Raw genomic sequence first — 22,097 nt, 5'->3', positions numbered from 1 at the left:
CATAGGAGAAGTGTCCAAATCCTGCTGCGTGCGCACGCAGCGCGGATTATTCTGCGGTTGCTGAGCTTTGGTTGTCGCAACGCGGCAAGAAAACCAGCCATTCGATCAGAGCGCGACGAAATTTGTCACTCGAACCAATAGATCGCGGACGAAACTGCCATTCGTCCTTGTGCTCACATCACCCGAATTTGGACCAAACTTCAGTTATGGCCCTATGATTGGAGGAGGCTTCCAGCGTTGTCCTGACATTGCGTTTCCGACAATCGCGGCAAGCAGGATTGCACAGGAGGACAAAGCCCACGATCGCCGACATCGCGGCCGAAATCAGTTGCAGCCAGAAATCCGGAGTCATGCTTCAGCCTATCAGTGTAACGGCTTGAACGATGCCGCTGAAGAGCAGCATCCACCCGAGAAACACCGCAAGAGCGACATTGGTCGTCAGAGGGTAAATGAGAACGAGAACGCAGGCGAGAACGAGCAAAATGCCCTGTACTAAGAACAGCCTCGAACTGCGCCTCACCGTCTTGCGGGTCACGTCCCGCATCGCTTCTGCGGCTGCATCAAGTGTCATCGATACAGCCATATATCCGGCTCCTTCCGTTTTGGGCGCGGCATCCCTGTCTCGTTTTGCGAATCAGAAGTGGGCACGCACGCGCAACCCGAGAACCACCATGTTTTCGGTCGTGGGGTCGTTCGCAGGGTTGGTAACAAGCTGCACACTTGGTGTGATCTGGAAGAAATCCGTCACGTCCCACCGGTAGAATGCCTCCATTGTGAACTGGTTCCGTGAGTTACCGGGTGCCCGTCCCCAGTTCACCCCGACTCCAGCAAGATCCTTGCCGTCGCGGGCGTCGTACCCGGTTCCAACGCTGATCGATCGGTCGAGAAGCGTTCCGCCATCTTTGGCATAGCCTGCACGGAAGAACGGCCTCCACGCGTCCTGGCGACCGCTCGCCAGAAAAGAAACGCCGTAACCGCCGGGCACACCAGCCTGCATTCTCTGATCAATCTGCCAGAAAGTCAGCTGAACTGACTGGTCGTATCGATTGTCCCAATCAGGCGCCCAACCTATGCCGAAGTGTTTGAAGGTCTCGCCGGTGTCGAAAAGCGTTCTGGCGCTACCGACCGGGTCTGCCGGGTCTGCGTTGGCATCTGCAAAGCCAGCGAGGATCGCCCAACTGTCGCTTAGTCTCCACTGCAGCGCGGCTCCCAATCCCTGAGAGGGCGCTGGAACAGTTGGTAGTTGCTCAAAGGCGAGGTTTGTGAAGGCGGTCCATGGGTTGGCGAGGCTGTTGATGTCAATGTAGTCTGTGACATCAACCTGACCGATGACGAAGCTGCCCCGACCATCGGCAAACGCTTGACGCCAGTAGAGGTTGGTCAACAACCACCCCGCATCGCTAAAGGTCGACGAAAAAAGCCCTGCATATCCAAGGGATGGCCCGAGCGCCTGGGGCGAGAGATGGCTTCCGAAGGCGCTCCGATTCTCGATCTTGAAGACCAAAGCGCCAGCGTAGGGAGTGCCGCGTCCGGACGCTGTCCAAGTGCCGAAGAACCGAAACACGTTGCTTGCCGCATCGGACGGCGTCAGGTCTGAGTCGGTACCGAGATACTGGGCCATCTCCTCGAGACCGAATGTCAGCCCCACGCGGTTCTCAAACCCATTTTTCCAGTCCCGGTACGCCTGCACCCCCCCCAGATCCTGCTGATCGGACGTGGCTGCCAGCGTTCCGAGAACGCTTTTTGGAGATGAAAACCCATCACGGCTTAGGCCTTCAGGTCGGACTTCCGCGGGAAATATGGTGGCGAGTAGCGCGCAGACGACCGTCAGGGTATATCGCAACCATCGGCACCAAACATAACGCCGCATCGCGACACAGACGCAATGAGGGTCAAATGCGCCTTGCATGCTCTGCTCATTAGGTGCCTGTGACATAGTTTATCAACTCCAATTGCAGGTAATTGAGGGGACAAACGCCTCGCAGGCCAACTATATGTTATGAGCTCGCTTAGCTCGTCCCGAGGACCGATGTTTGCTGCGGTCGATCCGCGCCTGGCGGCTGAGCCAAGGTCATGGCGAATAAAGTGCTCCCGATAGCTAGCACGCAGGCCGCGCCTGCGAGCCGTGAACGGGCTTCAAATCTCAGGCGTCTCTGGGGGGTGCTCCCGAGGCGCGCCTCGGCCCAGTTGCGACCCAGGATCGCCGCTATGCCGAGGGCCGACATGGCGAGCGCCATACCCGCCGAAATCGCGATCACCATCATGACCGCGGGAACCACAAGGTCGTTCGCGAGGCCAAACAGCATGACGATAAGCGCGCCGGTGCAAGGCACCACACCTACCGCGGCTGCGATCCAGCCGCCGCCTTGCGATTCGGTGTTTGCAGCGGAGCAGGCCGCACATCCGGCGTGGGCGTGGCCGCCGTGGTGATCGTCATGAGCTGCTCGTATGTTCGCGATGGCATGCCATAACATCACCGCACCTATTGCCATGATCAGCGCGTAGCTTCCGAGCCGGATCAACCTGTAATCCGAGGGCGCCGCTCCCGTCGCTTGTCGTACGGCGAAGTCGAGCAGGAAGACGACGACTACCGCCGACAGCACGTGCATAACGGCGATCCGGCCGCCCATGACGACGCCACGTCTGAGACTGCCACCGGTTCCGATGAAGTAGGAGACGACGACGGCCTTGCCGTGTCCCGGGCCAAGCGTGTGCAGCGTACCGTAGGCGAACGCGATCAGCAGCGCGAGCCCGACTCCGCCGGCAGACCGGCCTTGCTCCATGTCCGTCATCGCTGTGGTGAAGATGTCGGTGATCCTGGCCTGCGCGCGTGCCAACCAGGAAAAATCCTCGCCTGCGGAGGTAGCGGCAACGATCTCGCCGGGCGTCCCGCCGATTACAGCCTGCTCCATCGCGTACGACGTCGGAATGCTGCGCGAACCGTCTACAAGGAACAGAGTGTGACTTGCCGGCCAATGCGTCAGGCGCCCCGCAAGCCGTACCGGCGTGAACATACCAATGGAATCGACCCCCTCGGGATAATCGACATGAATGATCTGGTTCGGTGGAGGCGCAGGGGCGTGTATGCATGCTCCTATCCACGGCACCAGAAGAAACTCAACGACGCGCCCGTTTTCCCGGCGCAGCGGCAAGACATACCCGTCAATGGATAACTGAGATTCCAGCAAGCCCGATGCGACCTCAAACGCCGTTTCGTCCCAGTCTTGGACCGCGATGCCGTCAGACGAAAGCGGATCGAAGAGGTCGTCCGGCGGCAGAACCGTTTGCGGGCCGCTCAAGGATGACTGACCCGCATACGTTCCATCATCCGCTTTATCGTCTTTCTGGGCCTCGAGGCTCATACCCAGGTCGTTCCATGTGATGACTGTGGTCGGTCGATCTTGCGCATGGGTCGAACCAGCAGCAGCCAGGAGGAAAATTGACACCACGAAACAAATGCTAAGTACAAACCGATGTGGCGTGCGCTCGTCTGTTTCTTTGAGGCTATGTGATGCGTCCTGCGCGCACTTGTAATGACCAAGCATCCTGATTGGGGTTGAGAGCCAAATCATCAATTCGAAGCCTCAATTATTGCCGGTTTGTTGATCTTCCCCGGTGGGTGTGGAGTGGGAGACGTTCCTGATTTGCGACGCGGTGCGCAAAGGGGTTCGAGGCGTATTCACCGCCAGCGTGACTTGGGTTGCTTCGAGGTTCCACATACTCGCCATCCGCGCTTCACCGTCGAGGACGAAGATGGTTTCGTTGCTCTCCTGAGGCGCAAGCAGCCCCGTCACTGTCACCGGGGTGTAGAGCGACCGAGCCGGAGACCCCGCATCGACCGTCACGCGGATCAGCTGGTTGGGTGGCGGCGGGGGCGTATGGCTACACATGCCCACTTCCGGCACAAGATATCCGACGGTGAGACCGTCTTCGTCGATGCCCGCGGGAATGAGGAAACCGGTAATGGTGACCGTGGTCCGGTGGAGCTCCGGATTGGTTGAAAGGAGTGCACGCTTCCGCGCTTCGGCCACGATCCACCGCTGGGCCAGCAACTCTTCGATGTCATGGCCGGCAAGCGTCAGCGCGTCGCGCGCCGCCTCGAGCCGCGCCTCGAGCCGTGATCGTGCGTCTTCCGGAACCTCCCCGCTCGCAAGCCGCTGCTCGAGACGGACGAATGTTCGCAACTCCCCGAGCATCTCGAAACCCATATCGCGAAAAGGGTCGTCGAACTCCTGCGCGGCAGGGTCTGGCAAGTCGGGGAAACCGATCCGGGTCGGTTCCGCCTGCTCAGTCGCGGCGGCAAGCAGTACCGCGACGAGTCCAACACCCATTCGTGTCCGTAGCTTGGCTGCCCATGTCGTCATGGCTCAATTCCCTCCCTGCGGAGGAATGCCAGGCGCCACATCCGGCATGCCGGTCGAGAACTCCCGGTTCCACGCTTCTTCCGACACTGCCTCGAAAAGCGGCCGATCCTCGGGTTCGAAGCGGATCGGCTGGCCTGCGAAGACTTCGAGCAGTTCGTCGTCGCGCACCGTGACCTCGCCATGCACGATGACCGCTTTGAAGCCGGTTGAAGGGACTGCGCCCTGATTGTAGGTCGCGTTGTCAGTGACGGTCTCGGGATCGAAAACGACAATGTCGGCGATCATGCCTTCCTGCATCCGGCCACGCTCTTGCATGGCCTTCAGCCCCATGCGTCCGAGATGATGGGCTGCGTTGTAGCTGAGGATCGACAGGAGTTGCATCATCGGAATGTCGTTCTCGCGTCCCAGCCGGAGCGTTAGTGCGCGGGCACCGGCGAGGCGCGGATGGGTATTGCCCAGCTCCTCGAACGGGGTATTCCAGGGTGCCGTCAGAGGCTCGGCAAACATCGCGTCGCTGGCCATCGTCACGCCCTTGAGCGTCAACCATTTCACGGAATCCTCCGGCGGCGTCTTATAAAGAAGGATTTCCTGGGTCGGGTTGTCCTTGATCACCTGATCGTATTTTTCCTGAGTATAGAAATCACCCGTAATCGGGTCCTGCATCGTGTCTTCGTAGCGATGACCCTGTCTCTCGACCCAGTTGTCCGGCTGGAGGAAAACCGCATTCACCGTGGTCGATCCAGCGGAATAGGGATAGACCTCGCCCCAGATGTTGTGGCCCAGTTCCTGAAGCCGTGAGATCAGTTCTTGCGTGAGACGCCAGCCGGGATTGTTGAAATGCTGGATCAGCACAGGAGCGTCGAGGGCAAGCGCATTGGCGATGGCCTCTTGGGCGCCGACGTTCTCGAGGGTGTCACCGTCCGGGGTGAACCGGGTGTGTACGGCGGTCTGACGGCCATAACGCGCTCCAACCTTCTGCACCTCGAACAACTCGCGCGTAGTAACGCCATCACGCATGTAGCCCAGCGTAGAGCCCACACCCAGCGCTCCAGCCTGAAGACCTTCGTCGATAATCTGCAGGATCTTGTTGCCGGTATCGTAATCTGCTTTGTTCAGGCTCCATCCAGAACCTTTGCGGGTTGTCAACGCCGCTGCGGGACCGAGCAGAAGGGTTTCATCATCGTCGAAACCGTCGAGCACAATAGCACGGGCCTGTTCGTGGCTCGATGCGCAGCCGTAGTTCGCCTGGTTCTTGCCTTCGCGTTCTGAATACCATCGCGCCACATATGTCCCTGCGCAGCCTTCCTCGAGGTCCATGCTACTGGTCAATCCGTCCCGCAGGCCGAGCGCATAGCCCATCGGCTGCTGCCAGTGAAAATGGGTGTCGATGAAACCGGGCGCCACGATATGGCCGGTCGCATCGATCTCTTCGGTCCCGCTCAGCGCCTCCCTGGAGATCGTGACGATACGGCCATCAGAGATGCCCACATTGGCCATGCTGTCGTAGAGCGTTTCCGGATCCATGACCCGACCATTTAGAATGACGAGATCGTAGTCCTGGGCCTGGGCGAAGCTGCCGAACATCAGCGTGGAGGCCAACGCGGTCGCCGTGATAGCAGATTTAGGTTTCATGGTTGAAATGCTCCCGCGATCAAAGGGGTACGAATGAAGTTCACTGTACTAGTTCCCGGCGGATCGGTTGGCCGTGCGGCGCGTCGAGGATGAGATTTCCATCCCGCACGACGAAGCCGCCGTTCACGAGCACGGTCTGCACGCCGACGGCGGGCTGGTTGGCGTTCTCGAAGGTCGCGCGGTCGGCCACCGTCTCCGGGTCGAACACCACGATGTCGGCGTCCATGCCCACCTGAAGCCTGCCCTTTCGGCGCATCTGGGGCACGAACGCTTCCAGCGTCTGTGCGGGCATCAGCGCCATTTTGCGGATTGCCTCGCTCATCGACATCACACCGCGCTCGCGGACATAAGAGCGCAAGATCTTTGCGTAAGTCCCGGCAGAACGCGGATGCGCGAACACATCCTCCGGCAGCGGCCATTCATCTCCGGTGTAGGTCTGAACGTTGCCTTCTTCGTCGAAGTACGACCAGAAGGTCGCGTCCGAGGCAATCAACGTTGCCGGATGCGTTACTGACAGGTCGAGCATGGCGAGGTCTTCCGGCTTGCTCTCATCGAGAAAGTGCCAGGTGATGAACGTGCCCGGCTTGTTCGCCTGATAGTCCGCCAGCTCGTCCTCGGTCATGCGGTCGGCGCCGAGCTGGAAGTTCTCCGAGGTCGATTGCATCCGCTCCCGCCAGTCCGGTCCGGTGAACATCGCAGCACCGACGACCGTGCTCGCGGCGCCGTAGGGATAGGCCTCAACAGTGATGTTGATGCCCTTCGCCATCGCCTCTTCGACGAGGGCGAGCGTAGCCTCGATATCCGCCATCGAGGTGCTGTTGATATGGCAGATGTGCATGTGTGCGCCGGTGATCGCCGCATTCGCGATCAGTTCCTTGAGCGCCTCGAAGGAGCTTTGCGGCTCGATCACGCTGGCGTATCGGACATGGGTATAGGTGGCCACGCCGTATTCGTTGGCGAGCTCCGCCAGCGCGAAATACTCCTTCTGACCGTATCCCGGCGCATAGCCCGCATTGATGCCGATGCCGAGGCCGCCTTCCTTGAGCCCCTGTTCCACAAGGGCGAGGATGCGTGCGGCTTCGTCCGCATCGGCGATCTCCATCTTCCAGTCGTTCTCGGCCTGGGCCTCCTGGAAATACTCGACCGTCGCCAAAGGATCGGTGTTGTCGAAGGTGGCGATCCGGCCATACGTCCAGCCCGCGGCCGCCCCGTAGTTGATCGGCAGGTTCTTCGCTGCCTGACCCTCGTACCAGTCGCCGATGGGAAGGACGCCGGACTCGAGCTCAAGTGCGGTCGTCACCCCCTGCATCGCTTGCATCCGGTAGTCGCCGATGCTCTGACCGTGCGCATGCAAATCGATGAACCCCGGAGAGACGACGTGGCCCGTGGCATCGATCACCGTGTCGCCTTCAAGCGGGAACTCGCTGATCGCGGAGATGCGGCCGTCTTCCACACCGACGTTGCGGATCGCGTCGAGGCCCGTCTCCGGGTCGATTACCCGCCCGTTCAGGATCACTATGTCGTTGGCAAGCGCCGTCGTCGCGGTTGCGAGCAAGACCATCAGGCTGCCGATTGCGCGCAAGTTTCTTTCTGGTTGCACAGGCGATCTCCCTTTACCTTCGGCCACCTTCTGGAATCGTGACCTTTTCAGAGAGATACTAGACACACATCAGAGCCAGACGGCTTACCCCCACAGGACAGGAGGTGTCGAATCTTGTCCTAGAAAGCGCATCCTGCGAGTATTGGTGCAGTATGGCGTGTACAGCTATGCGCAGAACTCAAACCGGGGATTGCCGAATGGTCTCTGAGGGGATCGTGTTCAACCGCGCGCTACAGCTTCTGCCCTTCCTCGATCTGTTCGAGAAGCGCGGCGGCCAGATTGGCCCTGTGCTAGCAGCGGCCGGCCTCGACCAGATCGATCTCACCGACCCGGCTACGCTGATCACCGGCAATGCACTCTACAAGGCCGTCGAGGAAATGGCCGATGCACTCGACGATCCGTATTTCTCGGCGCGCGCAGCTGAGGCGTTCGTCGAGGCGGGCCCCGTCTTTGTCCGGGAGAGCTATGCGATATCCCACACCCTCGCAGAGTTCCTACCGCTGGCTATTCTCGAACTCGACCGGCAGATCAACAACGTTCGATACTCCCTCCAAATCAATGCAAATGTCACCGTGATCCGAGCTGAGAGGACTTTCTTACCGGCAGCACCCGTCGTTCAGGCAGATGCCGCCACTGCGAGCCTGTGGTTGACCCTCCTGCGGTTAGTGACCGAAGACGATTTCAATCCGTCTCGTATAACAGTTACGGCGCAGGAAAACGCGGGTATTCCGCCGGATCTGCTTCCGAAGTCTTCTTTCTTGAAACGAAAGTGCAACGGTGTTCAGATCGGGTTTCCCTCTGAGTGGCTGCAACGGCCACTAGCCCTGAACTGGAAAATCCCACCCACCTCGCGTGGAGAGTTCCGTGATACTTCCCCGCGCGATGCAATCCTGACATGGGTCGAAAAAGTCTGCCTCCAAAGGATTGGCGAGCGAACCTTCGGCCTCCAGGAACTCGCGCGTCACCTTGGCGTCCACCCAAAGAGCCTACAGCGCACGATCTCTGGATTGGGCACCTCGTTCCAGGAGATCCGCGACAAGGTGCGTAGAGAAAGGGCCCTAGAAATCCTCGACAGCGATAGATCCGCACCGAACGAGGAGATCGCCGAGTTGCTTGGTTTCTCCGGTGCAACAAGTTTTTCCAGAGCGTTCAAGAGATGGACTGGTGTCACACCGACCGAATATCGGCAAATTCAGTGACCCGTTCTCTGCTCCCTTGAGCCAAAAGAAAGCTTGGAAGATGAGGTACTCGTTGGATCAGTTTGGAGAAGTTGTAGTGCGACGTTAATAAATTAGCCGACGGCATTAATTGGTGGGTTGCCAACATCGATGCAATCTCTGCAACTGGCAGTTTTGTTGTATATTTCGGAGTTTGCAATGCTTGGTCGTGAATGTCCGGTTTGCGCTGCCGGTTCAACCGATGGCCGCAACACACTCCTCGAACTTCTCCACTAGCGAGAAGTAATTCAAGGTTATTCTCGGCCGCTCGTTGAGCTCCCCGGCGACGGCGTCGAGGTGTTCTCCGAGACGGGATGCGAGTTCGATCGCGAAGTTCGCCGCATCTGCATCAGGCTGCTAAGTCCCGCATGTGAGACATCGATAGCCAGTGGGGCGAACGGCCGGTTTAGGTTTTGGGGATTTCAGCCGCTTTGAACGTCCGGTTTTGGGAATATCGCGCTGCGATGCAGTGATGAGATGGCAGTCAGTTGGTGACCTGGGAGATAACTGATTCTGCCAGTGCATCAGTCCGGAAAGTCCGCAACGCGGTCATTTGCGTAGGCCGCAGCGAATTACCGCAATGGCGAACGTTAGATATCTGTTCCATCCCATCAGGAGCGACTAAAATCGAAGTGTTTTTGCCGACGCTGGGAAAATTCATCTTCCCAATGGCTTACAAGCTATTCACCAAATCCGCGCAGTCATGAGGTCCGGAGAATATCGACTCTGAGAGACCGCTACCGGGCATCCTCGCGCCGCGGCCAGTGCTTAGCCCCTCCCGCATAACCCTCGAAAACAACGGAAAAATCCGGCCGCAGCCGGATCGGGAGAACGCTTTCGCGAGAGCAAGTGGCGGAACGGAAGGGATTCGAATTGTCGGGACGGCGGCGTTACCGCCGCCTCACGCGCGTTTGGTTCTGTTCACGCCGCGCGACGTTGATCGGGTGTTCCCGACCGAGGGCGCGATAGAAGCCGTTGCCCTTTGACCAGTTCAGGAACTGGCTGAAGCTGTCGACCTGGTCATCGTTCCGTCCGCGTGGGAAGGACTGCAGCTCGCGCTTGAAGGTTGCCAGCCAAGGGGAGTCTGCCGGCAGACACACCTTGCCCTCCTCCACCGGGGCACAGGCCGCGTTGAAGCGGATCTCCTTGTCCTTGTCGGGGGTCACCCGTTTGAAGCGCTTGTCATCCTGGAACAACTCCTGGAACAACGGCCGACCGGTCGCGGCATCCTCGATCAGAACCTTTTCAGGATCCCATTGCCCAACCAGGGCCAGCACCTTCGATTTCAGTTCGGGGTAGTCCAGTTGCCCGCGCCAGAGATCGAGCAGATGCCAGTGGGGCGGCAGGAACCCCCAGGTCGTGCAGACGGAATAGTCCGACCGCGGATCTGATGAGGTGCCGGTATCCCAACTCTGGACGACCAGGTGATAGTGGTGCCGCGGCAGGACCTCGTCAAAGGTGCCAAACCACTCCCAGCGCAGCGGAGATCCGTCTGGTGCGATCGGGTTCTGCTGGTACTGGCAGTTGAAGATCGCCGTGCCCATTTCACGGCGCATGCGATCGAGTGTCTCCCGGTCTAGCCTTTCCGGGAACAGCAGGTCCCCCGGCCTGCGCCGATGCACTTGCCCGCGCCCGATCGGTATGACCTCGTTTTCTTCCGCGATGGCCGGCAGGTTCAGGTGCCGGTAGGTGCCCTTGTCAAGGAGGTAGCCCGGTGGGTCCATCTCGTGCAGCCGCTGGGCGATCATCACCACCCTGCCCTCCGCCGGATTGTCGAAGCGAGACAGCAACGTGCCTTCGATGAACTCCTGCGCCCGGATCAGTTCCGCCTCGGAATTGGCGTCCCCGGCCTTCAGGAGATCATCGATGATGATGTAGTCGGCGCCATGGCCAGTCACCGAACTGCCGATGGACACCGCCTTGCGACTGCCGCCCGCGGTGGTGCGGATTTCTTCCACGGTATTGCCCTTTTTCGCCAGCCGAGTCCCGGGGAACATCTCGCGGTACCAGCGCGACGACATCACCCGCCGGCAATCCTCGGAATGCTTGCGGGCGAGATCAAGGCCATAGCTGGCCACGATGATCTTGGCGCCCGGATGGTGTCCCAGCAGAAAGGCCACGTAGGAAACCGCCACGGTTACGGATTTCAGGCAGCGGGGCGGAATGTTGATCACCAGCCGCTTGTTCTCGCCACTGCGCACTTCGTCCAGCGCATGGCACATCGCGCGCACATGCCAAGCCGGCTCAAACGTACCATTGGGCCCGTGATGGAGGGTGTCGAACACCCTCCACACGAACGGGAAGAAGTTGTCCCGGCAGAGATTGATGGCGGCCTGCCGAACCATGCGCGGATCAGGTGCCGTCATCATCATCCTGGTCCTCGACATCCTCCTGCCCCGCCTGCGGGGAGGAGAAGAAATCCCGGAGGATATCATAGTCGACCGGCTCGGGCCTGCCCGAGAGACCAGCCTCAGTATCGTGAGCCTCGCTGTCGCCAAACAGGTCCGCATCAAGCTTCAGAAGGGCCAACAGCGCCTTCGAATTTCCCTTCAAGGCACTGGCCGCCAGCCGCTTGGCCATGGCTTCCGCCTTGGTGATCCGGACCTCGCGGTTGCCCTCGCGGACCGTGATTTTCGATTCAAGCTCACGCTTGAGGCTGGCACTCAACCCCCTGGCACCTTTCGGCCGCCCTTTCGGATTGCCCGACTGGCCTTTCTTGAACCGCGTGTGTTTCGGCGGCTTGCCATATCCCACCTCGTAGTCCTTTTCGTCATCAGACATGACGGACCTCCTTTTCCGCGACGGCATTTGCCTGAGCAGCCCGGCCGTCAAAGGTCTCGCCGGTGACCGCATGCACGACCTGTTCACCCGTCATCTCCTGCCAGCGACGGATGGCGACATCGACGTAAGCCGGGTCCAACTCGATCAGCCGCGCCCGGCGCCCGGTCTTCTCGGCCGCCAGCAGCGTGGCGCCGGACCCGCCGAACGCATCCAGCACCACGTCGCCACGATGGCTCACATCCATGATCGCGTCCGCCACCAGCGCCGTCGGCTTGACCGTGGGGTGATCGGCCAAATCGGCCTCGCGCCCCTTGCCGAAGCTGTTGACCCCGGCATAGTCCCAGACATTGGTGCGGTTGCGGCCATGCTTGCCCAGCTCCACGTTGTTGATGTGCCGCGCACCCGGCTTCTTGAAAATGCAGACCATCTCGTGCTTGGAGCGGTAGAGGCTGCCCATGCCGCCATTGGTCTTGTTCCAGACGCAGAGATTGATGAGGTCGAGACCGCCGGCCTTACCCATTGCGATCAGGTCCTCGATGTGGCGCCAGTCCATGCAGACCATGGCGATGCCGCCCGCAGGCAGATTGGCCACGACATGGGTCAGGAACGTCTGGAGAAAGCCGCGGAACTCCGTGTCGGTCATCTCGCCCGAGGCCATGGCGAACTCGCGGTGGCTGCCATCCTTGCCCAAGCGCACATGCCCCTGCACCGGCACATTGTAGGGCGGGTCGGTGAAGACCATGCGCGGCACATCACCATCCAGCACAGAGGCATAGCCGTCCGCTTCCAATGCATTGCCGCAGAGGATGCGGTGATCCCCGAGCAGCCAGATGTCGCCGGGCCGGGTGATGGCGACTTGTGCCGGGTTCGGCTCTTCAACGGTTTCCGGCTGACGCGCATCCGTGTCACCGGCACCGCCGATGAGGAGGTCGATCTCCGCCACCTCGAAGCCGGTGATGTCGAGACCGAACTCCAGCTCGCCATCCAGGCTCAGGTCCATCAGCTCGGCAAACTCGATCTGCAGCGCCGCCTGGTTCCAGTCGGACAGTTCCGCGAGCCTATTGTCGGCGATGCGCAGGGCGCGCACCTCGGCCGGGCTCAGGTGACCGGCCACCACGGTCGGTACCGTGGTGAGGCCAAGCGCCTTCGCTGCCTCGAACCGGCCATGACCGGCAATGATCACGCCGTCGCCGTCGACCAGGATCGGGGTGACGAAGCCGAACTGTCGTACCGAGGCTTTCAGTTTGTCGATGCTCTTTACCGTGTGAACGCGATTGTTGTTGGCGTAAGGCTTGAGGTTTGCAATCGGCGTCTGCACAACCTTTTCGGCCATCCAGACAGGGGCGGTCGATGCTGCGGCATCGCGGGGTTGGGATTGGGTACGCATGCGCGCCTCCATTCATCTGGGCTGTCGCAACAGCCGGGGATCGAATGGACCGCTTCGGGGAATTCGGAGAGAGCATGAACAGCAACTCCCCGGATCCAGCGATCCGGTTCATTGCCTCTTTCGATGCTCCCTTTAGGCGCTCGGGCCCGGTGAGTGCTTCTGGCAGGATTTGAAGGTCCTGCGTGAGGCACACCGAATATAATCACCCAACCAGAAGGAAGCAAGTTTTTGTTTTTTTCCAGTGCGTTACGACACCTACGATTCTTCGTTAGCGCCAGCGGATTCAGGCTGGACTACCGGTGCGAACCACGCATCACTGGTCCCACGCCCGACATGTTCGGGCTCACCTCGGTACCGGGGCACGGCATCCCGCCCCCCTGAACACGAGGAGACCAGACATGCCCAAAACCAAACACACCAAGACCGATAGGGTGCAAGCCCTGCTTCGCCGCCCCGCAGGTGCCAGCCTCGCGGACATCTGCAAGGCCACCGGCTGGCAGCAACACTCGGCCCGGGCCGCCCTCAGCATGTTGCGCAAGAAAGGCGCAACGATCGAACGCCGCGCATCGGACAAACCGGGCGCGCCGGCCACCTACCACCTCGTTGCCGAGGCGGAGGCGCAGGCATGACCTTCCCAGCGGAAATCGCCGAGCTGGAAGCGATGGATCGGAAGGGCTTGCTGTTGCTCTGGCAGCAGCTGTTCGACCGCCCTGCCCCGGCAATGCTGAGCCAGCCCTTCCTACGCCGCTTCCTCGCCTTCGAACTGCAGGCCCGCCGTCATGGCGGGCTCTCCCGGAAGGTAACGGCCGCGCTGGACAAGGGGGCGGACCAAAAGCCACGGCCGACGCCCCCGGCCCTCAAACCCGGGGGACGCCTGCTGCGCGAATGGAACGGGGTGACCCATGTGGTCGATGTCACCGAGGACGGCTTTGCCTGGAACGGGCGGTCCTACCGCTCGCTCTCGGCCATCGCCCGCGAGATCACCGGGGCGCACTGGTCCGGCCCCCGTTTCTTCGGTCTCACTGGAAAGGGCGCCAGATGAGCCCGCGTCGCAAAGTCCGCTGCGCCATCTACACCCGCAAGTCCTCCGAGGACGGGCTGGACCAGGACTTCAACTCGCTGGATGCGCAACACGAGGCCTGCGCCGCCTATGTCGCTAGCCAGCGTCACGAGGGCTGGTCACTGCTGCCACAGCGATACGACGACGGCGGCCTCTCCGGCGGCACGCTCGAACGCCCTGCCCTGCAGCGGCTTCTGGAAGAGATCGATGCCGGGCGCATCGACATGGTGGTGGTCTACAAGATCGACCGGTTGACCCGCTCACTCACCGACTTCGCCAAGCTCGTCGAGCGGCTCGAACAGGCCAACTGCTCCTTCGTCTCGGTGACGCAGTCCTTCAACACCTCGTCATCCATGGGTCGACTGACCCTGAACGTGCTGCTGTCCTTTGCCCAGTTCGAACGCGAGGTGACGGCCGAGCGCATCCGCGACAAGATCGCCGCCTCCAAGAAGAAAGGCCTCTGGATGGGCGGCAACCTGCCCCTGGGCTACGACCGCCACCCTGATCCCAAAGCCCGCACGCTGGTGGTGAACCAGGAAGAGGCCAGCACCGTCCGGCGCCTCTTTGATCTCTACGCGGAACTGCGCTGCCTGCGCCGGGTGGCGGAGCGGGCCGCTGCCGAGGGATTGCGCTCGAAACGGGTTGTCCGAGCTGATGGCACCGTCAGGGGCAATCGCCTGCTGTCGCGCGGCCAGATCTACTACCTGCTGCGCAACCCGGTCTATCGCGGCCAGATCCGCCACAAGGACAAGCTCTGGCCCGGCCAGCACCCGGCGATCGTCGACGAGGACCTGTGGGAACGGGTGCAGGAGAGGATGCGGCAAGCCTCACAACGGTCCCGCGCGCAACCCTCACCCGATACTCCATCCAGAGGGACGGCCCCCGGCGCCTGGCTGACCGGCAAGCTGCGAGATGACACCGGCGATTGGCTCACCCCGACCCACACCACCCGCAAGGGCCGACGGCTACGCTACTACGTCTCCAACAGGCTGATCTCCGGGGGCACGGATCCCACCGGTTGGCGATTGTCAGGACCAGCATTGGAGACGGCGGTTAGCAACATCGTGATCACACATCTGCAGGAGGCATCCGCATCGCACCGGATCCTCGCGCAGCCGGAGGCCGGGTCCGCATCTGTAATCAAGTCCGCGGTCGCAAAACTGGCCACCCGGCTCCGCGACACCGGCGGAACGATTTGCGCCGGCCTGCTTGCCTCTGGCACGCTCAAGCGCGGGCGGATCTGCCTCGACCTGGACGGCAAGGCCCTGGCAAGCACGCTTGGCCATTCGCCAGACGATCTGAACCCGGACCTGCTCAGAATCGAAGCGCCTTTCGACCTGCGACGCCGCGGCGTCGAAGCCAAGATCATCGCCGGCGATGTGCAGCCTCACCCGGATCCGCATCTCCGCTCCATGCTGATCCGCGCCCATGGCTGGGTCCGCAATCTGAAAAGTGGCGTCCAACTGGTCAACATCGCGCGCCGGGAACAGGTGCCCGCCTCCTTCATCCGCACCCGCGCCCAACTCGCCTTCCTGTCGCCGAAGATCCAGGCCGCGATTCTCGACGGCAGCCAGCCGCCGGAGCTTACCCTCAAGCGCCTGGTCAGCGTCACCCACCCGCTGGATTGGGCGGAGCAGGAGCGCATCTTCGGCTTCTGAAACTCTCCGAAATTCCGGCTTCCCTGATACCCGGTGTGACGTCCCTGTTCCGACGCAGAACTTCCCTGTTACCGTGAAAAAATTCCCTGTTCCACAGCTTAGGGAATTTGGTGCGTAAATCATTGATATCACGCCATTATCACAAAGGCGAAATCAGGAATTTCCGCCAAAAATGCCGAAATTCGCTGTAAACTCCCTGTTATCAGGGAAAATCCGCCCAAAGCGACCCCGCGAAAATACGGAACTGAGACTGGCGTCAGAACCGTGCCCTAGTTGTGCTTGCTAGATCGTCTCTGATAGAAAACGGGTATGGTAAACCGCTGAAGTCTCGACAGAAATCCGGGACAGAAAGTATCAATGGAGTGAGACAGGTATGAGTGGCGGGGAGACAGGGATTCGAACCCTGGGGACGCTCTCACGCCCAACGGTTTTCAAGACCGCCGCATTCGACCACTCTGCCACCTCCCCGGCGCAGGCAGCGGTCTAAGGCCAAGACCCGGCCGTGGCAAGCAAAAAGAGGGATTTCTTGCCGAGCCCGGTTCCTCTGTCTTTTCTTGCCGATACACGCGGGCTATGATCCGCGCGATATGGCTGCGGCATACTGGCAACAGAACCAGAGGGCGGCAGCTAGGACGGGGTCCGACCCGGCCATACAGGCAAGGGAACGCAAAACATGGAAACTGCGACACAGACACGCGTTGGCCGGTGGACGGCGGCTGTTGCGATAATGGCTTTGGTGGCGTTGAGCGGTTGTGATGAGGCGCTGCTGGCTGGCGGCCAGGCAAGCAAGCCGAAGCCCGATGGACAGCCCAACGGCGGAGCAACCGAGCTTCTTCCGGACATAGCAGGCCCCTCGCAACGCGACGTCGAAGCACCGGACGTTTTTCAGGTGACCGAGGCCGGCCTGTGGGACGGACGCCCGTCACTGGGTGGCGTCTGGGTGGCCCACCCCAACGTAGTCCAACCCGAACGGGTCAAAATCACAAATACGGCCAATGACAAGTCGGTTACGGGCGCGTTGTTCCGGCGCGAACGGAATCTGCCCGGTCCGGCGCTGCAGGTGTCCTCGGCGGCAGCCGAGAAACTCGGGTTGCTGGCTGGCGCGCCGGCGCGCCTGACCGTGGTGGCTCTGCGCCGCGAGGTGGTCGAACCCCCGGCACCCGAAGCGGAACCGGCTGAAGATGTCGCCGCGGACGCCGCAGACAGCGCAACCAAGGACGAGACGCCCGACAAGACCGACTCGGAGGCGACTACTGCGCCGGAAGAAAAACCCGCAAAGCGGAAATGGTGGCAAAAGAAGAAACCCGACGAAACCGCCGCGACCGGTGCGGCAGCTGAAGTGGCGGCGGGCGCTGCGGCCGTTGCCGCGACGGCGCCCCAGCAGGCGCCCCCCGCCTCTGACGCGACCGCCACCCCAGCCGACCCCGTCGTGACCCCGCCGGCCGAGCAACCGGCCAAGCGAAAATGGTGGCAGAAAAAGCCCAAGGATGAAATCACGGAGACCCCGCTGGACCCGATTGCCGGCGCAGCTGCCGCGATCGAGGCCTCCGAAGCCACACCAGCCAGCACCGGCTCGGAATCGGCCAGTTCAAACCTGACAAAACCCTTTGTGCAGATCGGGACGTTCAGCGAAGAGGCAAATGCCAAAGCCGCCGCTGACAAGGTCAGCAAGAACGGCCTGTCGGCACAGGTTCAACAAGTAACTTCGGGCGACAAACAGGTCTGGCGGGTTCTCGTGGGTCCGGCTGCCACAAGGGCGGAACGCCGCGCAATCCTCGGCGACATGAAGGATCTCGGGTTCTCCGACGCCTTCATCGCCGCGAAATAGACAGGGAGGCCCAAGATGCCGACTTTGATTCGAACCCTCCTTCTTGCCATCGGCCTGATGCTGGCGGCGCTGCCCGCTCTGGCCTTCGACACCTCGGCGCGGGCGGCCTATGTGATGGACCAGACGACTGGGACGGTCCTGCTGGCCAAGAATGCCGACGAGCCGCTGCCGCCCGCGTCGATGTCCAAGCTGATGACGCTCTATGTGGCGTTCGAGGCGCTGCGCGACGGCCGCCTGACGCTGGATGAAAAGCTGCCGGTGTCTGAACACGCCATGAGCTATGGCGGGTCGACCATGTTCCTGAACACCCAGGACCGCGTCCGGGTCGAGGACTTGCTGCGGGGCATCATCGTGCTGTCGGGCAACGATGCCTGCGTCGTCATTGCCGAAGCGCTCAGCCCGGACGGAACAGAGGCGGGCTTTGCCCGCTACATGACCCAGCGCGCCAAGCAACTTGGCATGACCAACTCGACCTTCGCCAACTCCAACGGCTGGCCCGCGGCCGGTCAAATGATGTCGGTCAAGGATCTGGCCATCCTGGCGGACCGCCTGATCACCGATTTCCCGGAATATTACCCGCTGTTCGCAGAGGAAACCTTTGAATTCGACGGGCGCGCACCGTCGAACGTCAATAACCGCAACCCGCTTCTCAAGCTCGACATCGGCGCTGACGGGCTGAAGACCGGCCACACGCAAGAGGCCGGCTATGGCCTTGTCGGATCGGCCCAGCAGGGCGACCGGCGAGTGATCTTCGTTCTGTCCGGGCTGGAAAGCACCGCCCGCCGCGCAGAGGAGGCCGAGGCCGTGGTTAACTGGTCGTTTCGAAATTTTGTCGAGAGGAAAGTTGCCACCGCCGAAACGCCGATAGCCCAGGCCAAGGTCTGGATGGGCGCCCAGAAGACCGTTGGCCTGGTGCCAGAAGACGACCTGACCCTGCTGTTCCCGGTGCTGGGCGACCAGAACGTTCCGGCAGAAGTGGTCTATCAGGGGCCGGTAAACGCCCCGATCCGGAAAGGCCAGCAACTGGCCGAACTGGTGGTCAAGCCCGAAGGCCTGCCCGAGATCCGTCGCCCTCTTTATGCGTCCCAGGACGTACCGCTGGGCGGATTCGTGGTGCGTCTGATGGCAGTTGGCGGCATCGTGCTGAAGGATGTTATCAATTCCCCGCTGGAGTCGATGTGAGCGGGCGCGGGCTTTTCCTGACCTTCGAAGGGATCGACGGATCGGGCAAATCCACCCAGGCACGTCTGCTGGCGGAAGCCCTGCGCGCCGCAGGCCATGACGTGGTGCTGACCCGCGAACCCGGCGGCTCACCCGGCGCCGAGGAGATCCGTCGGCTGGTGCTTGAGGGCGACCCCGACCGCTGGTCGGCGGAAACCGAGATCCTGCTGTTCACCGCCGCACGCCGCGACCATCTGGAGCGTACCATCGAGCCGGCCCTGGCGGCAGGCAAGATCGTGATCTGCGACCGGTTCGCGGACAGCACCCGGATGTATCAGGGCCTGTCGCGCGGCGATCTGCGCGCGCTGGTGGACAAGTTGCACGCCTTGATGATCCGGCGCGAACCCGATCTAACCCTGCTGATCGACATGGACCCAGACACCGGCCTGGCCCGGGCCAAGGGCCGGCAGGGCGCCGAAGAACGGTTCGAGGATTTCGGTCCCGACCTGCAACGCCGGATGCGCGGGGGCTTTCTGGATCTTGCCAAAGAGTTTCCGAACCGGTTCCGCGTCATCGACGGCAACCGCGACGTCGGCAGCGTGGCCCGCGACGTGGCGGACATCGTGCATCAGACCTTGCGCCCCCTGCAACAGACATGACCGACGACATTCTTCCCCCGGATCAGGTGCCCGGCGCGCCGCACCCGCGTCAGACGCAACAACTGTTCGGTCAGGACGCGGCCGAACGCGACTTCCTGTCGGCGTTCGCCTCGGGGCGGCTGCATCACGGCTGGCTTCTGACCGGGCCGCGTGGCGTGGGCAAAGCGACGCTGGCCTGGCGCATCGCCCGCTTCCTTCTGGCGACCCCGGCCCCGCAGGAGGACGGGCTGTTCGAAGCCCCTCCGGCTCCCACATCTTTGGACATCGCGCCCGATCATCCGGTGGCCCATCGCATGCTGGCCGGGGCTGAACCCGGGCTTGCGGTCGTGACCCGCTCGGTGAACGAAAAGGACAAGATGCGCAACGAAATCGTGGTCGAGGATATCCGAAAGCTCGGCCGTTTTTTCGGGCTGTCCGCCGCCGATGGCGGGCGCCGTGTCGTGATCGTGGATACCGCCGACGACATGAACGCCAGTGCGGCGAACGCCCTGCTGAAGATGCTCGAAGAGCCGCCGGCCCGCACCACGCTGCTACTGGTCTCGCACCAGCCCTCGCGGCTGCTGCCGACAATCCGGTCGCGTTGCCGGACCCTGCGCCTGTCGCCGCTGTCGCCGTCGGACATGCAGGCGGCGCTGGCTCAGGCCGGTGCCGACCTGCCGCCCAACCCCGACCATCTGGCCGCCCTCGGGGCGGGCTCGGTCGGCGAGGCAGTCCGACTGCTGAACCTGGGCGGGCTGGACATTTATGCCGAGGTGATCGGCATTCTAGGCACCCTCCCCCGGCTGGACCGGCAACGCGCTCTGGCCTTGGCCGAGGCTGCCGCGCAGCGCGGAGCTGCGGACCGGTTCGACCTGCTGCTGAACCTGATCGACATCGCGCTGTCGCGCCTGGCCCTGACCGGCGCAACCGGCGCACCCCCCAGCCCCGAGGCCGCACCGAACGAGTCGGAAACGCTCCGGCGGCTGTCGAATTCGCCGCAGATGGCCCGCCGGTGGGCCGAGGTTGCCGCGGCCGTATCCGCAAGGGCCCGTCACGGTCAGGCGGTGAACCTTGACCCTGCCGCTCTGGTCCTAGATACGGTGTTCAAGATACAGGACTCCGCCGGCCCGAGCAGATGAACGACACCAGCCCCCCACCCGCGATCACCGACAGTCACTGCCACCTGGACTTTCCCGACTTCGAGGGCCAGTTGGACGAGATCATCACGCGCGCGCGACAGGCCGGCGTGACCCGCATGGTCACGATCTGCACCCGCCTGCGCAACGAACCGGCCGTACGCGCCATCGCCGAGGCGCATGCCCCGGTGTTCTATGCCGCCGGCACCCACCCCATGAGTGCCGCCGAAGAGCCGATGGCCACGGTCGACGAGCTGGTCGCACTGGCCGCGCACCCGAAATTCGTGGGCATCGGCGAAACCGGGCTGGACTATCACTATACCGCGGACAGCGCCGAGGTTCAGAAAAAGTCGCTGCGCATCCATATCGAGGCCGCCCAGCGCACCGGTCTGCCGCTGATCATCCACGCCCGCGCAGCCGATTCCGACATGGCCGACATTCTGGGCGCCGAGTTTCGCAACGCGCCCTATTCCTGTGTGATGCATTGCTTTTCCTCCTCGGCCGAACTGGCCCAGGCGGCGCTGGATCTGGGGTTCTACCTGTCGATGTCGGGCATCGCGGCCTTTCCCAAAAGCCACAAACTGCGCGAAGTCTTCGCCGCCGCGCCCATTGATCGAATTCTGGTAGAAACCGACGCCCCCTATCTTGCCCCGCCGCCGCATCGCGGCAAACGCAACGAACCGGCTTTCACCGCCCACACCGCCCGCGTCGGCGCCGAACTTTTCGGGCTGGACTATGCCGAATTCGCGGCCCGCACCCAGGCCAATTTCGACCGCCTGTTCACCAAGGCCGCCGCCCACGAGGCCGCCGCATGACCACGCTGCGCTGCACGATCCTTGGTTGCGGCTCGTCCGGCGGGGTGCCGCGCCTGGGCGGACACTGGGGCGAATGCGATCCCGAAAACCCGCGCAACCGCCGCCGCCGTTGCTCGATGCTGGTCGAGCGCGACGGGCCGGACGGCACGACCTCGGTGTTGATCGATACCTCGCCCGACATGCGCAGCCAACTGCTGGATACCGGCACCGGGCGGCTGGACGGTGTGGTCTATACCCACTCGCACGCCGACCATGTGCATGGCATCGACGATCTGCGCATGATCGTGTTCAACATGCGCAGCCGAGTCCGGGTCTGGGCCGACGGCGACACGCAAAACGCGCTGCTGGGGCGGTTCGGCTATGCCTTCATCCAGCCCGAGGGGTCGCCGTACCCGCCGATCCTCGACCTCAAGACCATCGATGGCCCGTTCGCGGTTGACGGACCCGGCGGGCCGATCCCGTTCCGGCCCTTCAAGGTCAACCATGGCTCGATCGACGCGCTGGGGTTCAGGATCGGTGATCTGGCCTATCTGCCGGACGTGGCCGAGATCTATGACGACGCCTGGCCCGAGTTGGAAGGCCTGGACTGCCTGGTGATCGACGCTCTGCGCCGCAGCCCGCATCCGACCCATGCCCATCTGGACAAGACCCTGGGCTGGATCGAACGGTTGCAGCCCAAGCGGGCGATCCTGACCAACATGCACATCGATCTGGACTATGCCAAGGTCGACAGGGAAACCCCCGACCATGTAACCCCCGCCCATGACGGATTGGTGATCGAACAGCCGTTGCCGGGCGCATGACCACCCCCGTCGCGACA

Annotated in this window: 19 protein-coding genes and 1 tRNA gene; 10 read left to right on the top strand and 10 right to left on the bottom strand. The window is 62.2% G+C overall.

What is annotated here, in order from left to right; all coding sequences use genetic code 11:
- Nucleotides 1–355 precede the first annotated feature (355 nt).
- The 6 genes from AC2FME_RS06040 to AC2FME_RS06015 form a co-directional block, all read right to left on the bottom strand.
- Nucleotides 356–583, bottom strand: coding sequence for a DUF308 domain-containing protein (locus AC2FME_RS06040; RefSeq protein WP_496679496.1), 228 nt, complete (start codon nucleotides 581–583; stop codon nucleotides 356–358).
- A gap of 51 nt (nucleotides 584–634) precedes the next feature.
- Entirely contained in the window at nucleotides 635–1,843 is a 1,209-nt protein-coding gene (locus tag AC2FME_RS06035; protein WP_496679498.1) for a carbohydrate porin, read from the bottom strand.
- A 166-nt stretch (nucleotides 1,844–2,009) separates the two neighbouring features.
- Nucleotides 2,010–3,545, bottom strand: coding sequence for a HoxN/HupN/NixA family nickel/cobalt transporter (locus AC2FME_RS06030; protein WP_496799911.1), 1,536 nt, complete (start codon nucleotides 3,543–3,545; stop codon nucleotides 2,010–2,012).
- Nucleotides 3,546–3,584: 39 nt separating this feature from the next.
- Nucleotides 3,585–4,364, bottom strand: a complete 780-nt coding sequence (locus tag AC2FME_RS06025; protein ID WP_496794716.1) for a DUF3299 domain-containing protein — start codon at nucleotides 4,362–4,364, stop codon at nucleotides 3,585–3,587.
- A 3-nt stretch (nucleotides 4,365–4,367) separates the two neighbouring features.
- Nucleotides 4,368–5,996 (bottom strand): amidohydrolase family protein, encoded by a 1,629-nt coding sequence (locus AC2FME_RS06020; RefSeq protein ID WP_496799910.1) that lies wholly within the window; start codon nucleotides 5,994–5,996, stop codon nucleotides 4,368–4,370.
- Between the two features lie 40 nt (nucleotides 5,997–6,036).
- Nucleotides 6,037–7,596: an amidohydrolase family protein gene (locus tag AC2FME_RS06015; RefSeq protein WP_496742707.1), complete on the bottom strand. Its 1,560-nt coding sequence runs from the start codon at nucleotides 7,594–7,596 to the stop codon at nucleotides 6,037–6,039.
- Between the two features lie 197 nt (nucleotides 7,597–7,793).
- Here AC2FME_RS06015 and AC2FME_RS06010 point away from each other — a divergent pair, with 197 nt between their 5' ends.
- Nucleotides 7,794–8,795 carry an AraC family transcriptional regulator gene (locus tag AC2FME_RS06010; protein WP_496742706.1) on the top strand — a complete coding sequence of 334 codons (1,002 nt, stop codon included), beginning with the start codon at nucleotides 7,794–7,796 and terminating at the stop codon, nucleotides 8,793–8,795.
- 908 nt (nucleotides 8,796–9,703) lie between these two features.
- Here the strand turns inward: AC2FME_RS06010 and terL are convergent.
- Genes terL through AC2FME_RS05995 form a run of 3 tightly spaced genes read right to left on the bottom strand, consistent with a single transcriptional unit; the run spans nucleotide 9,704 to nucleotide 12,993 of the window.
- Nucleotides 9,704–11,182 carry a phage terminase large subunit gene (gene terL / locus AC2FME_RS06005; protein ID WP_496799909.1) on the bottom strand — a complete coding sequence of 493 codons (1,479 nt, stop codon included), beginning with the start codon at nucleotides 11,180–11,182 and terminating at the stop codon, nucleotides 9,704–9,706.
- Complete coding sequence (locus tag AC2FME_RS06000; protein WP_496799908.1) at nucleotides 11,166–11,594, bottom strand: DUF5681 domain-containing protein; 429 nt, start codon at nucleotides 11,592–11,594, stop codon at nucleotides 11,166–11,168. The genes terL and AC2FME_RS06000 overlap by 17 nt, the downstream gene beginning before the upstream one ends.
- Nucleotides 11,587–12,993 (bottom strand): site-specific DNA-methyltransferase, encoded by a 1,407-nt coding sequence (locus AC2FME_RS05995; protein WP_496799907.1) that lies wholly within the window; start codon nucleotides 12,991–12,993, stop codon nucleotides 11,587–11,589. The genes AC2FME_RS06000 and AC2FME_RS05995 overlap by 8 nt, the downstream gene beginning before the upstream one ends.
- 386 nt (nucleotides 12,994–13,379) lie before the next feature.
- Here AC2FME_RS05995 and AC2FME_RS05990 point away from each other — a divergent pair, with 386 nt between their 5' ends.
- From AC2FME_RS05990 to AC2FME_RS05980, 3 genes are read left to right on the top strand one after another with little or no spacing between them, the layout of a single operon-like run.
- Nucleotides 13,380–13,610: a DUF3489 domain-containing protein gene (locus tag AC2FME_RS05990; protein WP_496686191.1), complete on the top strand. Its 231-nt coding sequence runs from the start codon at nucleotides 13,380–13,382 to the stop codon at nucleotides 13,608–13,610.
- On the top strand, nucleotides 13,607–14,023 hold the full coding sequence (locus tag AC2FME_RS05985; protein ID WP_496742773.1) for a DUF2924 domain-containing protein: 417 nt from the start codon (nucleotides 13,607–13,609) through the stop codon (nucleotides 14,021–14,023). Before AC2FME_RS05990 ends, AC2FME_RS05985 begins: the two co-directional genes overlap by 4 nt.
- Complete coding sequence (locus tag AC2FME_RS05980) at nucleotides 14,020–15,699, top strand: recombinase family protein (protein WP_496799906.1); 1,680 nt, start codon at nucleotides 14,020–14,022, stop codon at nucleotides 15,697–15,699. Before AC2FME_RS05985 ends, AC2FME_RS05980 begins: the two co-directional genes overlap by 4 nt.
- A gap of 378 nt (nucleotides 15,700–16,077) precedes the next feature.
- On the opposite strand, the gene AC2FME_RS05975 is transcribed toward AC2FME_RS05980, so the two are convergent.
- Nucleotides 16,078–16,167: transfer RNA gene (locus tag AC2FME_RS05975), tRNA-Ser, on the bottom strand.
- Between the two features lie 205 nt (nucleotides 16,168–16,372).
- On the opposite strand from AC2FME_RS05975, the gene AC2FME_RS05970 reads away from it, so the two are divergent.
- From AC2FME_RS05970 to AC2FME_RS05945, 6 genes are read left to right on the top strand one after another with little or no spacing between them, the layout of a single operon-like run.
- Nucleotides 16,373–17,527: an SPOR domain-containing protein gene (locus AC2FME_RS05970; protein WP_496799905.1), complete on the top strand. Its 1,155-nt coding sequence runs from the start codon at nucleotides 16,373–16,375 to the stop codon at nucleotides 17,525–17,527.
- A gap of 15 nt (nucleotides 17,528–17,542) precedes the next feature.
- On the top strand, nucleotides 17,543–18,709 hold the full coding sequence (locus tag AC2FME_RS05965) for a D-alanyl-D-alanine carboxypeptidase family protein (protein WP_496742776.1): 1,167 nt from the start codon (nucleotides 17,543–17,545) through the stop codon (nucleotides 18,707–18,709).
- Entirely contained in the window at nucleotides 18,706–19,347 is a 642-nt protein-coding gene (gene tmk, locus AC2FME_RS05960; protein ID WP_496799904.1) for a dTMP kinase, read from the top strand. The genes AC2FME_RS05965 and tmk overlap by 4 nt, the downstream gene beginning before the upstream one ends.
- Nucleotides 19,344–20,465, top strand: coding sequence for a DNA polymerase III subunit delta' (locus AC2FME_RS05955; protein ID WP_496682756.1), 1,122 nt, complete (start codon nucleotides 19,344–19,346; stop codon nucleotides 20,463–20,465). Before tmk ends, AC2FME_RS05955 begins: the two co-directional genes overlap by 4 nt.
- Nucleotides 20,462–21,277, top strand: a complete 816-nt coding sequence (locus tag AC2FME_RS05950) for a TatD family hydrolase (protein WP_496797507.1) — start codon at nucleotides 20,462–20,464, stop codon at nucleotides 21,275–21,277. The genes AC2FME_RS05955 and AC2FME_RS05950 overlap by 4 nt, the downstream gene beginning before the upstream one ends.
- Nucleotides 21,274–22,080, top strand: coding sequence for an MBL fold metallo-hydrolase (locus AC2FME_RS05945; RefSeq protein ID WP_496799903.1), 807 nt, complete (start codon nucleotides 21,274–21,276; stop codon nucleotides 22,078–22,080). Before AC2FME_RS05950 ends, AC2FME_RS05945 begins: the two co-directional genes overlap by 4 nt.
- The last annotated feature ends 17 nt before the right edge of the window (nucleotides 22,081–22,097 follow it).

The sequence above is a fragment of the Ruegeria sp. BHSC026 genome (assembly GCF_059613065.1).
This window is presented reverse-complemented; position numbering and strand designations above follow the sequence as displayed.

What these genes read in the sequence shown, in the direction of transcription:
- AC2FME_RS06040 (WP_496679496.1), bottom strand. Translation starts at nt 583, where the DNA reads ATGGCTGTATCGATGACACTTGATGCAGCCGCAGAAGCGATGCGGGAC.
- AC2FME_RS06030 (WP_496799911.1), bottom strand. Translation starts at nt 3,545, where the DNA reads ATGCTTGGTCATTACAAGTGCGCGCAGGACGCATCACATAGCCTCAAA.
- AC2FME_RS06025 (WP_496794716.1), bottom strand. Translation starts at nt 4,364, where the DNA reads ATGACGACATGGGCAGCCAAGCTACGGACACGAATGGGTGTTGGACTC.
- AC2FME_RS06020 (WP_496799910.1), bottom strand. Translation starts at nt 5,996, where the DNA reads ATGAAACCTAAATCTGCTATCACGGCGACCGCGTTGGCCTCCACGCTG.
- AC2FME_RS06010 (WP_496742706.1), top strand. Translation starts at nt 7,794, where the DNA reads ATGGTCTCTGAGGGGATCGTGTTCAACCGCGCGCTACAGCTTCTGCCC.
- terL (WP_496799909.1), bottom strand. Translation starts at nt 11,182, where the DNA reads ATGATGACGGCACCTGATCCGCGCATGGTTCGGCAGGCCGCCATCAAT.
- AC2FME_RS06000 (WP_496799908.1), bottom strand. Translation starts at nt 11,594, where the DNA reads ATGTCTGATGACGAAAAGGACTACGAGGTGGGATATGGCAAGCCGCCG.
- AC2FME_RS05995 (WP_496799907.1), bottom strand. Translation starts at nt 12,993, where the DNA reads ATGGAGGCGCGCATGCGTACCCAATCCCAACCCCGCGATGCCGCAGCA.
- AC2FME_RS05990 (WP_496686191.1), top strand. Translation starts at nt 13,380, where the DNA reads ATGCCCAAAACCAAACACACCAAGACCGATAGGGTGCAAGCCCTGCTT.
- AC2FME_RS05985 (WP_496742773.1), top strand. Translation starts at nt 13,607, where the DNA reads ATGACCTTCCCAGCGGAAATCGCCGAGCTGGAAGCGATGGATCGGAAG.
- AC2FME_RS05980 (WP_496799906.1), top strand. Translation starts at nt 14,020, where the DNA reads ATGAGCCCGCGTCGCAAAGTCCGCTGCGCCATCTACACCCGCAAGTCC.
- AC2FME_RS05970 (WP_496799905.1), top strand. Translation starts at nt 16,373, where the DNA reads ATGGAAACTGCGACACAGACACGCGTTGGCCGGTGGACGGCGGCTGTT.
- AC2FME_RS05965 (WP_496742776.1), top strand. Translation starts at nt 17,543, where the DNA reads ATGCCGACTTTGATTCGAACCCTCCTTCTTGCCATCGGCCTGATGCTG.
- AC2FME_RS05955 (WP_496682756.1), top strand. Translation starts at nt 19,344, where the DNA reads ATGACCGACGACATTCTTCCCCCGGATCAGGTGCCCGGCGCGCCGCAC.
- AC2FME_RS05950 (WP_496797507.1), top strand. Translation starts at nt 20,462, where the DNA reads ATGAACGACACCAGCCCCCCACCCGCGATCACCGACAGTCACTGCCAC.
- AC2FME_RS05945 (WP_496799903.1), top strand. Translation starts at nt 21,274, where the DNA reads ATGACCACGCTGCGCTGCACGATCCTTGGTTGCGGCTCGTCCGGCGGG.